Origin of the sequence: Roseixanthobacter finlandensis, assembly GCF_043195105.2 — a bacterium.
GTDB lineage: Bacteria > Pseudomonadota > Alphaproteobacteria > Rhizobiales > Xanthobacteraceae > NCEH01.
In genome coordinates, this window is record NZ_CM195536.1 from 2,748,237 (window position 1) to 2,762,721 (window position 14,485).

Sequence of the window (14,485 nt, forward strand, 5' to 3'; positions counted from 1 at the left end):
GGTCTCTCTGGCGATTTCTCGATCAGGGTTCGGTTATGAAGTTCAGGCGTATTTCGCCTGAACCTCCTGCGCGACGTTCGACGGCACCTGTTCATAGTGGTCGAACTGCATGGTGAAGGTGGCGCGGCCCTGGCTGAAGGACCGCAGCGTATTCACGTAGCCGAACATGTTGGCCAGCGGCACCATCGCATTGATGACGTTCGCATTGCCGCGCATGTCCTGGCCCTGGATCTGGCCACGGCGCGAATTCAGATCGCCGATCACCGAACCCGTATAGTCTTCCGGCGTCACCACCTCGACCTTCATGATCGGCTCCAGCAGCACCGAGCCGCCCTTCTGAAGGGCTTCGCGGAACGCCGCACGGGAGGCGATTTCGAACGCGAGAGCGGACGAGTCCACTTCGTGATACGCGCCGTCGGTGAGCTGAACCTTCACGTCCACTACCGGGAAGTTCGCCAGCACGCCCGCACCGAGCACGCTTTCGAGACCCTTTTGGACGCCGGGGATATATTCCTTCGGCACCGCACCGCCGACGATCACGCTCTCGAAGCTGAAGCCCTTACCCACTTCGTTCGGCTCGACCGTGAACTTCACTCGCGCAAACTGGCCGGTACCGCCGGTCTGCTTCTTGTGGGTGTAGTCGACGTCGGTCTTCTTCGTGATGGTCTCGCGATAGGCCACCTGGGGGGCGCCGATATTGGCGTCAACCTTGTAGGTCCGGCGCAGGATGTCGACCTTGATGTCGAGATGCAGTTCGCCCATGCCCTTGAGGATGGTCTGGCCGCTTTCGAAATCGGTCGACACGCGGAAGGAGGGATCCTCCGCCGCCAGCTTGGAGAGCGCGATGCCGAGCTTTTCCTGGTCCGCCTTGGACTTGGGCTCGATGGCGATCTCGATCACCGGCTCCGGGAATTCCATCTTCTCAAGGATAACCGGCTTGATGGTGTCGCACAGCGTGTCGCCGGTGCGCACATCCTTCAGGCCTGCCAGGGCGACGATGTCGCCGGCATAGGCTTCCTTGATATCTTCGCGGTTGTTGGCATGCATCAACAGCATCCGGCCGACGCGCTCACGCTTGTCGCGGGTGGAGTTCAGCAGCGCCATGCCGGTCTCGAGCTTGCCCGAGTAAACGCGGCAGAAGGTGATGGTGCCGACGAAGGGATCGTCCATGATCTTGAACGCGAGAACCGACAAAGGCTCGTCATCGTTCGGCAGACGAACGGTGTCTTCTTCGGTCTTGAAGTCGATGCCCTTGATCGCGCCACGATCGATCGGGCTCGGCAGGAAGTCGACTACCGCGTCGAGCAGGGGCTGAACGCCCTTGTTCTTGAAGGCCGAGCCGCAGAACACCGGGTTAAACTTACGCGTCACGACCGCCTTGCGGATCAGCGACTTGAGGGTCGCTTCGTCCGGCTCGGTGCCATCGAGGTAAGCAGCCATGGCATCGTCGTCGAGTTCGACGGCGGCTTCCACCAGCTTATTACGGTACTCAGCAGCCTTGTCGGCGAGATCCGCGGGGATCTCCTCGTCATGGAACTTCGCGCCGAGGGCTTCGTCTTCCCAAACGACCGCCTTCATGCGGACGAGGTCGATGATGCCCTTGAAATTGTTCTCCGAGCCGATCGGCAACTGGCAGCACACGGGGTTACCGGCCACGCGGTCGATGATCATCTCGACGCAGCGGTAGAAGTCGGCGCCGGTCTTGTCCATCTTGTTGACGAACACGATGCGGGGCACGTTGTACTTATCTGCCTGGCGCCACACGGTCTCAGTCTGTGGCTCGACGCCCTGATTGCCGTCGAGCACGCAGATCGCGCCGTCGAGCACACGCAGCGAACGCTCGACTTCAATGGTGAAGTCCACGTGGCCTGGGGTGTCGATGATGTTCAGGCGCTTGCCGTTCCAAAAGGCGGTCGTCGCAGCAGAGGTGATCGTGATGCCACGCTCCTGCTCCTGCGTCATCCAATCCATGGTGGCGGCGCCATCATGGACTTCGCCAATCTTGTGGCTCTTTCCGGTGTAATAGAGAATCCGCTCGGTGGTCGTGGTCTTGCCGGCATCAATGTGGGCCATGATGCCGAAATTACGGTAGTCCTCGACGGCGTTAATGCGCGGCATGACTGAGGTCCTCTCCGATCACCAGCGATAATGAGAGAAGGCACGGTTGGCTTCGGCCATCCGGTGCGTATCTTCACGCTTCTTCACCGCGTTGCCGCGGTTGTTGGCGGCATCGAGCAGTTCGGCGGAGAGACGCTCCACCATGGTCTTCTCGTTACGGGCACGGGCCGACGCGATGAGCCAGCGGATCGCCAGGGTCTGGCGACGCTCGACGCGCACTTCGACGGGCACCTGATAGGTGGCGCCACCGACGCGGCGGGACCGCACTTCGACGGCCGGCGCGACATTTTCCAGCGCGGTGACGAACACCTCGACCGGGTCGTGCTTGGCCTTGGACTCGACCACGTCGAGGGCGCCGTACACGATGGTTTCCGCAACCGACTTCTTGCCGTCACGCATGACGGAATTCATGAAACGGCTGAGCACGAGGCTGCCGTACTTGGCGTCCGGAATGACTTCGCGGCGCTCGGCTTTATGACGACGAGACATAGCTCAAGCTCCCCTGATCACTTCGGCCGCTTCGCGCCGTACTTCGAACGGCGCTGCTTGCGGTTCTTCACGCCCTGGGTATCCAGCACGCCGCGGAGGATGTGATAACGCACGCCGGGCAGATCCTTGACGCGGCCGCCGCGGATCATGACCACCGAGTGCTCCTGAAGGTTATGTCCCTCACCGGGGATGTAACCGATCACTTCGTAGCTGTTGGTCAGCCGCACCTTGGCGACCTTACGAAGCGCCGAGTTCGGCTTCTTCGGGGTCGTGGTGTAAACGCGGGTGCAAACGCCGCGCTTCTGCGGGCTCGACTGAAGAGCAGGAGCCTTGTCCCGCGCCTTCTGCGCTTCCCGCGGCTTCCGGATCAGCTGGTTGATCGTCGGCATGTACGCCTTCGCCTCGTCCTGACCTGCGGCTTTCGCCGCATCCATGAATTTTGCGACCCCCTCGGGGATCGCTACGATTTAACGGCCGAAGCCGCCACAAAACAGTTTCGACGCCGAAAGGCTTTCGCCCTTCAGCGGCACCGCAAACGCCTAAGCATGGAGCGCTGAATCAACAGCATCCCGCTTCGTTCGCGACAGAGGATCACGCCACTCCATCTCCTTGCGGAGATTGGCGCCGCGATCGTGCACCCTTGTCTCGCAGTGCTCTTCCAGGCAGCTTTTGGCTATTTGATCGGTGCGTCCCGGATGCCGGGAGAACTGCTCCGATCGCTCAGACGCGAACGTCTGCCGTGGAAGTGGAGCGTGATGTAGCCGCAGAGTCGCCGTGCGTCAAGGGCTCGCAAGCTTCGTGACAGCTTTATTGCAAGTTTCGGCCCGCTTCCGGGGCCAAAACCGCCCTGCACGTCATATTATATTAACACGACCCTGTCGGAGAGTTCGTTTTTGTCTCCCGGTAGCGCCGGGAGATGCGGCGCGAGCAGGGCGCCGGCCTGGGTGACGGCCGCCGCGATTCCCTCCGCGAGCGCCCCCTCGCCCGCCCGCTCCACCACCGCGCCGCAGAGCGAAATCCAGGCCTCGTGCGGGATTGCCGCTTGGACCCCTTCGTCCGCGACGATCTCCACCAGGCGATCCCGTGGGGCCAGGAAGATCAGCAGGCCGTTGCGCGCCTCGGTCTGGTGAAGCCCATGAGCGTGGAAAAGCTCAAGCGCCTTGACACGGGCCGCATGGCGCCGCGCGGCGAGTGGAACGAGGCGGGCCGCAACCGGCGGGCGGGTCGCCAACAGGCCAAGCACGATGAAGCACCCCGCCTGGATCGCCAGAAGCGACACCGGGCGCATCGGCAGAACGGCCATGATTCCCCAGGGCGCGATCAAGGCCGCGAGGGCCGCCCACATGATTCCGTGAAAGGAATGCCCCACCACTCTGCCGGACGAGACTGCGACGCGGATTTCGGCACGGGTCACCTGCTCTGCGTGCGCGATGGATTGCGAGATTCGCTCCAGGTCCTCTTGGGCCAGGATGGGTGGCGAAGGCTGCGAAGAGCGTCCGGTGGTTCCGCGGCTCATCTCACCATCCTCCCGAGGCGCCGCCGCCGCCCGACGAGCCCCCGCCGCCGGAAAAGCCGCCGCCGCCGCCCGAACCGCCGCCCCAGCCGCCCGACATGGGGCCGGGAACGAATACGCCGCGTCGTCGCCCGCCCAGTCCGCGCCCGCCGCCGGAGCCGCGGGAAATGAAATAGAGGAACAGCAGTACCATGATCGCGAAAATGACGATCTGCACCCAGTCGTCCTCGCTCAATCCCGTCTGCGGCTCCGCGCCCTTGGCGCGCGCCTTCGCCTCCTCGGGGTCGAGATTGAGAATCTCCAGGATCGCGGCGGCCCCCGCCTCGATGCCGGCGGGCATGTTCCCGGCCTTGAAGGACGGCAGGATCGCGGTTCGGATGATCGTGCCGGACACCGCGTCGGTCAGGATGCCTTCAAGCCCATAGCCCACCTCAATGCGGACCTTGCGCTCGGCCGGCGCCACCAGTAGGAGCACGCCGTTATTCTTGCGCGCCTGCCCGATCTGCCAGAAGCGAAACAGGCGGTTCGCATAATCCTCGATCGATGTCCCTTGAAGCGAGGGCACGGTCGCGATCACGAACTGGTCGGTCGCCTTGGCCTCCTGGGCCGCCAGCTTCGCATCAAGGCTGCGCACGGTGGCCGCGTCGAGAATGCCCGCCGCATCCACCACGCGCCCGCTCAGGGGCGGAAAGCTCAGCTCGGCCCAAGCTGCCGTGCTGGAGGCGAGAAAGGCCCACACCAGCAACAGGCCCACCCATCCCCGCCGGGCCTGCACGCGCCGGGCCGCGGGTTCGAAGGGATGGCTCTGGCCCATGGCGCCGCCCTCCGTCCGCCTCAGTTGAACTTCACCTTCGGCACCTGCATCTGCTGCTCGGAGATGGTGAAGGTCTCCATGGGCTTGTTGGCGCGATACAGTGTGGCCGCCCAGATCGAACCGGGGAAGGTCCTCAGCTCGGTATTATAGATTCGCACGGCCTCGATATAATCGCGCCGCGCCACCGCGATGCGGTTCTCGGTGCCTTCGATCTGCGACTGGAGCGCCAGGAAGTTCTGGTTCGACTTCAGATCCGGATAGGCCTCCGATACGGCGATCAGCCGGCCGAGCGCCCCGGACAGCTGCGACTGGGCGTCCTGGAACTGCTTGAACTGCGCCGGGTCGGTGATGGTGGATGCATCCACGCGAATGGAGGTTGCCTTGGCCCGCGCCTCGACCACGGAGGTGAGCACGTCCTTCTCCTGGGCGGCATAGCCCTTCACGGTCTCCACCAGGTTCGGGATGAGATCGGAGCGGCGCTGATACTGATTGAGCACTTCGCTCCAGGCCGCCTTCGCCCGCTCTTCCTCGGTGGGGATTGCGTTCACGCCGCACCCGGCCAGGACCAGCGCCACGAGCACCATCAGGGACGGGATTTTCACGCGATCGGCAAATGCGCTGATGGAGGACATGACAAGCCTTTCTCGAGCAAACCGTCTGGTGCGGACGATCATAGCGATGGTGGATGAACGTGCGGCGTCTGCGGCTTGCCGAGACGCCCGATCCTATTTTCCCTTGGCGATATATCCCGGCAGATCCTGCGCCTCGTCGAGCAGCGCCAGTTTGAGCGCCAGATCCTCGGCCAGGTCCAGGCTGGTCTCAATCAGCCGCTTGCTCATGAAGGTGCGGAAATACTCGCCCCACATGAATTCCTTAAAGGGCGTGTCGTCATCGTCGCGGAATGCCGTGCCGCGCACGCCACGGGCAAGGGTGCGCCAGGGATTATCGGTCAATTCGCGCACGTGGCCCGGAATGCGCACATAGGGGCGCCGGTTCCCGTCAGCATCGATCGGCCAGCACATGCCGGCGCGATCCATCGCCGGCCAGAATTCGTCGGCATTCATGTGCGACCAGTCCAGCGTCCCGGCGATATCCTGCACCGCCGTCGTGCGGCCGCACAGCAGCAGCGCGCGGCACAGATGGTGATGGTCGATCATATAGAGCTGGCCCTTGGGCCCGATCACGCAGGGCACCGGCCGTTTGTGGACCAGGTCGTCGAGATCGTCCTTGTCCAGCGCGGCCATGCGCTTGGCGCGTCGCGTCACCTCGGACATGCCGAGGGTGAGCTGGGTCGGATGCAGATCGTCGATCGCAATCGTGCGATTTCCCATGGCCCCTCTCTGAATTGCGGGCCGCGCCATGCGCGACCCGTCCATCTTGCTGTGAAGGCAGAAGCGAAGATCAGCCCGGCGAGATCATCTGCTCGGGCCGCACCACCGCGTCGAACTCTTCATTCGTCACATAACCACCGCCGACCGCCTCTTCGCGCAGGGTCGTGCCGTTCTTGTGCGCGGTCTTGGCGATCTTAGCGGCATTATCGTAGCCGATCTTCGGGGCGAGCGCGGTGACCAGCATCAAGGACCGCTCGAGCGCCGCCTTGATATTGTCCTCGCGCGGCACGATGCCGACCACGCAATGCTCGGTGAAGCTGTTCGCCGCATCCGCCATCAGCCGCACCGACTGCAGGAAATTATAGGCCATCAACGGGTTATAGACGTTCAGCTCGAAATGGCCCTGGCTACCCGCGAACGTCAGCGCGGCATTATTGCCGAAGATCTGCACGCACACCTGCGTCATGGCCTCGCACTGGGTCGGGTTGACCTTGCCCGGCATGATGGAGGAGCCGGGCTCGTTCTCCGGCAGGGACAGTTCGCCGAGGCCCGAGCGCGGGCCCGAGCCCAGCAGGCGGATATCGTTGGCGATCTTGAACAACGCGGCCGCCGCCGAATTGATGGCGCCGTGCGAGAACACCATGGCGTCGTGCGCGGCGAGGGCTTCGAACTTGTTGGGTGCGCTGGTGAACGGCAGGCCGGTGATGCTGGCGATCTGTTCCGCCACCTTGTCGGCAAAGCCGACCGGGGCATTCAGGCCGGTGCCGACGGCCGTGCCGCCCTGCGCCAGCTGCATCAGGCCCGGCAGGGTGGATTCAAGCCGCGCGATGGCATTGCCGACCTGCTGGGCATAGCCGGAAAATTCCTGGCCGAGCGTAAGGGGCGTCGCATCCTGGGTGTGGGTGCGGCCGATCTTGATGATCGTGGACCATTCCTTCGCCTTCGCATCCAGGGCCTCATGGAGCGTGCTGAGGGCGGGCAGAAGGCGGTGAACGATCTCTTCCGCGCAGGCCACGTGCATGGCCGTGGGATAGGTGTCGTTCGACGACTGGCTCATATTGACGTGATCGTTCGGGTGAACCGGCTTCTTGGAGCCGCGCTCGCCGCCGAGGATCTCTATCGCACGGTTCGAGATCACCTCGTTCGCATTCATGTTGGACTGGGTGCCGGATCCGGTCTGCCATACGACCAGCGGAAAATGATCGTCGAGCTTGCCGTCGATCACTTCCTGGGCGGCGGCGACGATCGCGGCGCCGAGTGCCGGGTCGAGCCGGCCGAGACCCATGTTGGTTTCCGCCGCCGCGCGCTTGACGATGCCGAGGGCCCGCACGATGGGCAGGGGCTGGCGCTCCCAGCCGATCTTGAAGTTGCCCAGCGACCGCTGGGCCTGGGCGCCCCAATAGCGGTCTGCCGGCACCTCGATGGGGCCGAACGTGTCTGTCTCGGTACGGGTCGCTGTCATGATGGGAGGTTCCCTGTCGCCAAATTCTGGGAGCGAGGAGGCTTTTAGCACAGCCCGGAACGAGGCCGAGGCCCGCCGAATGGTAAAATAGTTATAAGAAGGTATCGGAGGAGGGCGGTTCTCACTGGATTTGCCATAGGTTCGCCGAGGATCAGGCGTGTTGTTACCTGATCGTGCTTTCGGATGGATGGACCAACGCTTCGTCCACCCCGAAGCTCGTGAAACTCGGCTCGGTTTGGGGGGAACCATGCCGCCTGTCGAGGCTTGAAGTGAGCGAGATCGTGAATCTTCGGCGTGTGCGCAAAGACCGCGCACGCAGCGAGGCGCAGGCCGAGGCCGCCGAGAACCGGATTCGGTTTGGACGCACCAAGGCTGAGCGGGAAGCTGAGGCCGCAGAACAGCGGAATAAAGCCCTGCGTCTTGAAGACCATCTGCTCACGAAGAGGGAAAACACATGAAAAGCCCCGTTGTGAAAAGGTCCATCGTGATCGCCGGTCATAAAACCAGCGTGAGCCTCGAAGATGCCTTCTGGGATGCCTTGAAGGAAATCGCGAGCAGTCGCCGCCTGACATTGTCTGACCTTGTCGCGACCATCGACTCGTCGCGCACGCAGGGGAATCTTTCTTCCGCGATCCGCCTCTTCGTTCTTGATCACTACCGGGGTCATGCGGCACCCAGTCGCGCCTCGAGTACCGCCGACCGCACTGGAGCAAGCGGAACTCCCGTTGCGTAAGCTTGGTCGGCCCCCTATCTGACTCTCTTGTGAAGCACGCGCTGCGTTGAAACGTGGCGCGTGCCTTTCTATAACCCGCTGCCAGTCGGTCGATCCAGGCGCGCTTTTTTGAGCGAGTCGCTGGAGCTTCAGGACGCAGGCGGTTTCGATTGTGGTGGACCGCCCGTGTGTGGCGCTCCAACGGGAGACGGCGGATGTCGTGGAAGAATCAGGGCGGTGGCCCATGGGGAAGCGGGCCTCGCGGTCCCTGGGGTACGGGGCCTTCCTCTTCGGGACCAACGCCAACGGACATTGAAGACCTGATCCGGCGCGGTCAGGACCGGCTCAAGAACATGCTTCCGGGTTCCATGGGGACCAAGGGAGCGATTCTGGTGGTGGCCCTCGTGGTGGCCGGCTGGCTGCTGTCGGGTTTCTATCGGGTCGAGCCCGACGAGCAGGGCGTGGTGCTCCGCTTCGGCCGGTTCGTCGAGATCACCCAGCCGGGCCTCAACTACCACCTGCCCTACCCCATCGAGACGGTGATCACGCCCAAGGTGACGCGGGTGAATCGACTCGACATCGGCATGCGCCTCACCGAGGATGCGCGCCGCGGCAGCACCGTGATGCGCGACATTCCCGAAGAGAGCCTGATGCTCACCGGCGACGAAAACATCGTCGACGTGGATTTCGCCGTGTTTTGGGTGATCAACAACGCCGAAAAATTCCTGTTCAACGTGCAGAATCCCGAAGGCACCATCAAGGCGGTGGCGGAAAGCGCCATGCGCGAGGTGATCGGCCGCACCAATATTCAGCCCATCCTCACCGGCGCCCGCCAGACCATCGAGCAGGACGTGCATGACCTCATGCAGCGCACCCTCGACAGCTATGGCGCAGGGGTGCAGATCACCCAGGTGCAGATGCAGAAGGTCGATCCGCCTTCCCAGGTCATCGATTCCTTCCGCGACGTCCAGGCCGCCCGCGCCGATGCGGAGCGCGCCCAGAACGAAGCGCAGACCTATGCCAACCGCGTCCTCCCCGAGGCGCGCGGACAGGCGGCGCAGATCGACAACGCGGCGCAGGCCTATCGCGAGCGCACCGTGGTGGAAGCCCGGGGCCAGGCCGAGCGCTTCCTCAGCATCTATGAGCAATATGTGAAGGCGAAGGACGTGACCCGCCAGCGCATGTATTTCGAAACCATGGAGCGGGTACTCGGCGGCATGGACAAGGTGCTGGTGGATCAGAATTCCACCGCCCGCGAAGGCGGCGTGGTGCCGGTGCTGCCGCTCGGCGATATCGGACGCAGATCGACGGCGCCCCAGGGCACCACCCAGCCCCAAGGAGCCGCCCGATGAAAAATCCCGTTCTCGGCGGCGTCCTTGCCGTCATCGCCGTGGTCGTGCTGATCGGCCTCTATTCGTCCGCCTTCATCGTGAACCAGACCCAGCAGGCCTTGGTGTTGCGGCTGGGCGATCCGCTGACCCCCATCACCAGCCCCGGCCTGCACTGGAAGATCCCGTTCATCGACAGCGTGGTCTATCTGGACAAGCGCATCCTCGACCTGGAAAATCCGTCCCAGGAAGTGATCGCCTCGGACCAGAAGCGCCTGGTGGTGGACGCCTTCGCCCGCTATCGCATCTCGAACCCGCTGCGGTTCTATCAGGCGGTGGGCAGCATCGAGGCCGCCAATTCCCGGCTCGCGACGGTGCTCAACTCGTCGCTGCGGCGCGTTCTCGGCGAAAGCACCTTCACCAGCGTCGTACGCGACGATCGTGAGGGCCTGATGCGCCGGATCGCCGAGCAGGTGAACCGGGAAGCCTCCAACTTCGGCATCGTGGTCGTGGATGTGCGCATCCGCCGTGCCGACCTGCCTGAAGCGAACAGCCAGGCGGTGTTCCAGCGCATGCAGACGGAACGCCAGCGCGAGGCGGCCGAAATCCGGGCGCAGGGTGCGGAAGCGGCCCAGCGCCTGCGGTCGCGGGCGGAGCGGGAAGCCACCATCGTGGTGGCCGAGGCAACCTCGCGCGGCGAGCAATTGCGCGGTCAGGGCGATGCGGAACGCAACGCCATCTTCGCCGACGCCTTCGGGCGCGATCCGGACTTCTTCGCCTTCTATCGCTCCATGCAGGCGTACGAGGCGAGCCTCAAGCCCGGCGACACGCGTCTGCTGATCAGCCCGGATTCGACCTTCTTCCGTTATTTCGTCGATCCGTTCGGCAATGGCGGAAGGCCGGTCCCGACCCCGGCTGCGGCTGCACCGGCCGCTGGAGCGGCGGCCGCCCCGGCGCAACCCGCGCCCGCACGCTGATCGCGGCGCGAGGGTCGATGCGCGATCTGGTAGCCGCCCTCGGTTTGGTCCTCGTCATCGAGGGTCTTTGCCTCGCCGCCTTCCCGGCGGCGTGGCGCAGCGCCATCAAGGCGGTGCTGCAAGCGCCGGAAACGCCGGTCCGCATTGCCGGGCTGGTGGCCGGGGCGGTGGGGGTGGTTCTGGTCTGGCTGGTCCGCGGATAAACTGCGCGCTCCAGTTGACGCGGCGTCGCGTTTCCGCCGCATTGGCAGGCGAGGCCTAAGGGCCACCGCCGTTTCATGCGGCTTTGCCTGGGTATTTGTTTTACCCCGCCCCTGAGGAGAGGCCATGTCCGCTCGTTTCATGTCCGCTCGCCTTCTCGGCGCGCTGAAGATACCGCTGCTCGCAGTGGTGCTGAGCGCCCCGCTCGCCTGGTCGGCGCCGACGCTCGCGGCTCCGGGCAAAGGCCCCGATACCGTTGCCGACGTGGCTGAGAAGGTCATGGACGCGGTGGTGAATATATCCACCTCGCAGAATGTGGCGGCCTCGCGCAGCGTGCCGACCCCGCAGCTGCCGCCGGGATCCCCGTTCGAGGATTTCTTCGACGAATTCTTCAAGCGCCGCCAGCAGCAGGACGGCGACCAGAATGGCGAGCGCGACGGCGGGCGCGGTCGCAAGGTTTCGTCCCTCGGTTCCGGCTTCGTCATCGACCCCTCGGGCCTGATCGTGACCAACAATCACGTGATCGCCGATGCCGACGAGATTTATGCCAATTTCAATGACGGCTCGAAGCTCAAGGCCGAACTGGTCGGGCGCGACACGAAGACCGACCTCGCGCTGTTGCGGGTGAAGCCCGACAAGCCGCTGACCTTCGTGAAGTTCGGCGATTCCGACAAGATGCGGGTCGGCGACTGGGTGATGGCCATCGGCAATCCGTTCGGCCTTGGCGGCACGCTGACGGTCGGCGTCGTCTCCGCGCGCAACCGCAACATCAATGCCGGCCCATACGACAATTTCCTCCAGACCGACGCCGCCATCAATCGCGGCAATTCCGGCGGTCCGCTGTTCAACATGGATGGCGAGGTCATCGGCATCAATACGGCGATCATCTCCCCCTCGGGCGGTTCGATCGGCATCGGCTTCGCCGTTCCTGCATCCACCGCCACGCCGGTGATCGCCCAGCTCGAACAGTTCAAGGAAGTGCGCCGCGGCTGGATCGGCGTGCGCATCCAGAGCGTCAGCGACGAAATCGCCGAGAGCCTCGGCCTCGGTAAGGCCCGCGGCGCGCTGGTGGGCGGCGTCAACGACGGCGGACCGGCCGCGAAAGCCGGCCTCAAGGCCGGCGATGTCGTGGTGCGCTTCGACGGCAAGGACGTGAAGGAAATGCGCGACCTCCCCCGTCTCGTCGCCGATACGGCGGTGGATAAGGAGGTGGATGTGGTGGTCGTGCGCAAGGGCAAGGAAGAAACCCTGCGCCTGAAAATCGCGCGCATGCCCGACGACGAGAAGGCCGCAGCCGCGGCCAAGGCGCCTGGCGCCGATACGGCGAAGCCCGAAGCCAAGAAGTCGCTCGGCCTGGAACTTGCGCCCATGAGCGAAGATCTGCGCAAGCGCTTCAAGATCAAGGACACCGTCAAGGGGGTCGTGATCCTGAACGTGGACCGCAATTCGCCCGCCGCTGACAAAGGCCTCAAACCCGGACAGATCGTGGTTGAAGTGGGCCAGGAAGCGGTCTCCAGCCCCGACGATGTGCAAAAACGCGTCGAGGGGCTGAAGAAGGACGGCAAGAAATCCGCCCTCCTGCTAATTTCCGATGCCGACGGTCAGGTCCAGTTCGCGGCCATCCCGCTGAACTGAGCTGAAGCCTCATGAATCGAAAGGCCCGGACACGCCGGGCCTTTTTACTCGCATAGTTTGCGGACCAGTTCAGGCGCTGCGGATTTCCTCGGCCGAATAGCCTTGGAGATACAATAGCGCGGTGAGATCGCCATGGTCGATGCGGGCATGGGCCGCCTCCGCCACCTTCGGCTTGGCGTGGAAGGCAACTCCAAGCCCGGCCTCGCCCAGCATGCCGAGATCGTTCGCGCCATCGCCCACCGCGAGGGTCTCGGACGGGGAAAGATGCAGCCGGTCCCGCAGCTCGACGAGGGACGCGGTCTTGGCATCGCGACCCAGGATCGGCTCCTCCACCAGACCCACGAACAGGTCCGCCTCGACCACGAGCCGGTTGGCGCGATTCTCGTCGAAACCGAGCAGCCCTGCCACCGCGGTGGTGAACAGGGTGAAACCGCCGGACACGAGCGCGGTATAAGCGCCGTTCGCCTTCATGGTGGCGACCAGCGCGGCGCCGCCGGGCGTGAGCGAAATGCGGCTGCGCAGGACCTCGTCCACCACGTCAACCGACAGGCCCTTCAGCAGGGCCACGCGTTCGCGCAGGGCCGGTTCAAACGCGATCTCGCCGCGCATTGCCCGCTCGGTGATCGCCGCCACATGGGCCTTGATGCCGATCACATCCGCGAGCTCGTCGATACATTCCTGGCCGATCATGGTGGAATCCATGTCGGCGATGAACAATCGCTTGCGCCGGGCGGCGGCTAGTTGCACCACCACGTCCACCGGCGCGCCGGCCAGCGCGGCCCGCACGCTGTCGGCAAGGATGCGCGTGTCGGCCCCAAGTTCCGGGTCGAAGGGAATGTCCACCGCCACGTCGGCCGCAAGAACGCGCTCTTCCTCCGCGCCGGGAAGGACGGAACGCGCCGCGTGCACCATTTCGCGCGTTAAGGTCGCGTCAGAGGGATTTGCGATAAGAGTCGCGACATACACCATGGTCTGTCCAATGAGGAAAGCTTGAAACCGTCGGCGGTGCTCATCGCAGGTCCAACGGCCAGCGGCAAGTCCGCGGTGGCGCTGGCCCTTGCCGAGCGCACGGGCGGGGTCGTGATAAACGCTGATTCCATGCAGGTTTACGGGGATTTGCGCATTCTCACCGCGCGGCCCAGCCTTGAGGAGGAAGCACGGGTTCCCCATCGGCTCTACGGCCATGCTGCGGCGATGGATGATTATTCCGTCGGCCGCTGGCTCGGCGAGGTGGTCGCCGCCATTGCGACGGCGCGTCAGGACGGCCAGCTTCCCATCGTGATCGGCGGCACGGGCCTGTATTTCCGCGCTCTGACCCAGGGGCTGGCGGCCATTCCCCCGATTCCCGAAGACATGCGGGCCGCCATTCGTGCCGCGGCCGAAGGCGAGAGCGCGCCCGTGCTCCATAGCCGCCTTGCGACGCTGGACCCGGAGACTGCTTTCCGCCTCACGCCCAATGATCGCCAGCGCATTTTGCGCGCGCTCGAAGTCGTCGAGGCGACCGGGCGCTCGCTCAGTGCTTGGCAGCGCAGCACGCAGCCGCCCGCCCTGCCCGCGGAAGGGGTGGTGCGGCGGGTGCTTCATCTCGATCGCGAGGTGCTGCGCCACCGGATCGACCGGCGCTTCGACGCGATGATGGAGGCCGGCGCCCTGGAAGAGGTGGAACGGCTTGCAGCCCGCCATCTGGCCGCCGACCGGCCGCTGCTCAAGGCCTGCGGCGTGCCCCCGCTGATGCGCCATCTGGCCGGCGAGATGGCCCGCGCCGAAGCGGTCGCGCTGGGCCAGAATGACACGCGCCGCTATGCCAAGCGGCAGGAGACTTGGTTTCGCCACCAGATGCCCGAATGGCCTCGCACGTCGCCCGACGCGGCCCTGGACAGCCTGTTGGACGAGATTGCCGCCTGA

The 14,485-nt window shown here is 64.6% G+C and carries 16 protein-coding genes; 7 read left to right on the plus strand and 9 right to left on the minus strand.

Going from position 1 to position 14,485, the window contains the following annotated elements; genetic code table 11:
* Nucleotides 1-42 precede the first annotated feature (42 nt).
* The 8 genes from fusA to fumC form a co-directional block, all read right to left on the minus strand.
* Entirely contained in the window at nt 43-2,118 is a 2,076-nt protein-coding gene (fusA, locus tag V5G24_RS12885; RefSeq protein ID WP_394085881.1) for an elongation factor G, read from the minus strand.
* 18 nt (nt 2,119-2,136) lie between these two features.
* A complete protein-coding gene (gene rpsG / locus V5G24_RS12890; RefSeq protein ID WP_394014820.1) occupies nt 2,137-2,607 on the minus strand; it encodes a 30S ribosomal protein S7 in 471 nt (156 codons plus the stop codon).
* Nucleotides 2,608-2,624: 17 nt separating this feature from the next.
* Nucleotides 2,625-2,996, minus strand: coding sequence for a 30S ribosomal protein S12 (gene rpsL / locus V5G24_RS12895; protein ID WP_012171083.1), 372 nt, complete (start codon nt 2,994-2,996; stop codon nt 2,625-2,627).
* A 470-nt stretch (nt 2,997-3,466) separates the two neighbouring features.
* Nucleotides 3,467-4,123, minus strand: coding sequence for a TPM domain-containing protein (locus V5G24_RS12900; RefSeq protein WP_394085879.1), 657 nt, complete (start codon nt 4,121-4,123; stop codon nt 3,467-3,469).
* 1 nt (nt 4,124) lies between these two features.
* Complete coding sequence (locus V5G24_RS12905; protein WP_394085878.1) at nt 4,125-4,934, minus strand: TPM domain-containing protein; 810 nt, start codon at nt 4,932-4,934, stop codon at nt 4,125-4,127.
* Between the two features lie 20 nt (nt 4,935-4,954).
* Entirely contained in the window at nt 4,955-5,566 is a 612-nt protein-coding gene (locus V5G24_RS12910; RefSeq protein WP_394085877.1) for a LemA family protein, read from the minus strand.
* Between the two features lie 93 nt (nt 5,567-5,659).
* A complete protein-coding gene (locus V5G24_RS12915; RefSeq protein WP_394085876.1) occupies nt 5,660-6,265 on the minus strand; it encodes a ParB-like protein in 606 nt (201 codons plus the stop codon).
* A 70-nt stretch (nt 6,266-6,335) separates the two neighbouring features.
* On the minus strand, nt 6,336-7,727 hold the full coding sequence (fumC, locus tag V5G24_RS12920; RefSeq protein WP_394085875.1) for a class II fumarate hydratase: 1,392 nt from the start codon (nt 7,725-7,727) through the stop codon (nt 6,336-6,338).
* Nucleotides 7,728-7,996: 269 nt separating this feature from the next.
* Between fumC and V5G24_RS12925 the strand changes: the two genes are divergently transcribed.
* The 6 genes from V5G24_RS12925 (at nt 7,997) to V5G24_RS12950 (ending at nt 12,580) form a co-directional block, all read left to right on the plus strand.
* Nucleotides 7,997-8,185: a DUF4169 family protein gene (locus V5G24_RS12925; RefSeq protein WP_394085874.1), complete on the plus strand. Its 189-nt coding sequence runs from the start codon at nt 7,997-7,999 to the stop codon at nt 8,183-8,185.
* The gene (locus V5G24_RS12930; protein WP_394085873.1) at nt 8,182-8,460 is read left to right on the plus strand and encodes a ribbon-helix-helix domain-containing protein; all 279 of its coding nucleotides are present in this window, start codon (nt 8,182-8,184) and stop codon (nt 8,458-8,460) included. The genes V5G24_RS12925 and V5G24_RS12930 overlap by 4 nt, the downstream gene beginning before the upstream one ends.
* Before the next feature lie 194 nt (nt 8,461-8,654).
* A complete protein-coding gene (gene hflK / locus V5G24_RS12935; RefSeq protein ID WP_394085871.1) occupies nt 8,655-9,791 on the plus strand; it encodes an FtsH protease activity modulator HflK in 1,137 nt (378 codons plus the stop codon).
* Nucleotides 9,788-10,744 (plus strand): protease modulator HflC, encoded by a 957-nt coding sequence (gene hflC, locus V5G24_RS12940; RefSeq protein ID WP_394085870.1) that lies wholly within the window; start codon nt 9,788-9,790, stop codon nt 10,742-10,744. The genes hflK and hflC overlap by 4 nt, the downstream gene beginning before the upstream one ends.
* Before the next feature lie 17 nt (nt 10,745-10,761).
* Nucleotides 10,762-10,947: a DUF2065 domain-containing protein gene (locus V5G24_RS12945; RefSeq protein ID WP_394069536.1), complete on the plus strand. Its 186-nt coding sequence runs from the start codon at nt 10,762-10,764 to the stop codon at nt 10,945-10,947.
* Nucleotides 10,948-11,086: 139 nt separating this feature from the next.
* Nucleotides 11,087-12,580: a DegQ family serine endoprotease gene (locus tag V5G24_RS12950; protein ID WP_394085884.1), complete on the plus strand. Its 1,494-nt coding sequence runs from the start codon at nt 11,087-11,089 to the stop codon at nt 12,578-12,580.
* A 69-nt stretch (nt 12,581-12,649) separates the two neighbouring features.
* Here V5G24_RS12950 and serB read toward each other — a convergent pair whose 3' ends face one another.
* Nucleotides 12,650-13,549, minus strand: a complete 900-nt coding sequence (gene serB, locus V5G24_RS12955) for a phosphoserine phosphatase SerB (protein ID WP_394085869.1) — start codon at nt 13,547-13,549, stop codon at nt 12,650-12,652.
* A gap of 21 nt (nt 13,550-13,570) precedes the next feature.
* Between serB and miaA the strand changes: the two genes are divergently transcribed.
* A complete protein-coding gene (gene miaA / locus V5G24_RS12960; RefSeq protein ID WP_394085868.1) occupies nt 13,571-14,485 on the plus strand; it encodes a tRNA (adenosine(37)-N6)-dimethylallyltransferase MiaA in 915 nt (304 codons plus the stop codon).

Coding starts and splice junctions, on each gene's coding strand:
- V5G24_RS12900 (WP_394085879.1), bottom strand. CDS start 4,123: ATGAGCCGCGGAACCACCGGACGCTCTTCGCAGCCTTCGCCACCCATC.
- V5G24_RS12950 (WP_394085884.1), top strand. CDS start 11,087: ATGTCCGCTCGCCTTCTCGGCGCGCTGAAGATACCGCTGCTCGCAGTG.
- V5G24_RS12945 (WP_394069536.1), top strand. CDS start 10,762: ATGCGCGATCTGGTAGCCGCCCTCGGTTTGGTCCTCGTCATCGAGGGT.
- rpsG (WP_394014820.1), bottom strand. CDS start 2,607: ATGTCTCGTCGTCATAAAGCCGAGCGCCGCGAAGTCATTCCGGACGCC.
- V5G24_RS12915 (WP_394085876.1), bottom strand. CDS start 6,265: ATGGGAAATCGCACGATTGCGATCGACGATCTGCATCCGACCCAGCTC.
- hflK (WP_394085871.1), top strand. CDS start 8,655: ATGTCGTGGAAGAATCAGGGCGGTGGCCCATGGGGAAGCGGGCCTCGC.
- hflC (WP_394085870.1), top strand. CDS start 9,788: ATGAAAAATCCCGTTCTCGGCGGCGTCCTTGCCGTCATCGCCGTGGTC.
- V5G24_RS12910 (WP_394085877.1), bottom strand. CDS start 5,566: ATGTCCTCCATCAGCGCATTTGCCGATCGCGTGAAAATCCCGTCCCTG.
- rpsL (WP_012171083.1), bottom strand. CDS start 2,996: ATGCCGACGATCAACCAGCTGATCCGGAAGCCGCGGGAAGCGCAGAAG.
- serB (WP_394085869.1), bottom strand. CDS start 13,549: ATGGTGTATGTCGCGACTCTTATCGCAAATCCCTCTGACGCGACCTTA.
- fusA (WP_394085881.1), bottom strand. CDS start 2,118: ATGCCGCGCATTAACGCCGTCGAGGACTACCGTAATTTCGGCATCATG.
- fumC (WP_394085875.1), bottom strand. CDS start 7,727: ATGACAGCGACCCGTACCGAGACAGACACGTTCGGCCCCATCGAGGTG.
- V5G24_RS12905 (WP_394085878.1), bottom strand. CDS start 4,934: ATGGGCCAGAGCCATCCCTTCGAACCCGCGGCCCGGCGCGTGCAGGCC.
- V5G24_RS12930 (WP_394085873.1), top strand. CDS start 8,182: ATGAAAAGCCCCGTTGTGAAAAGGTCCATCGTGATCGCCGGTCATAAA.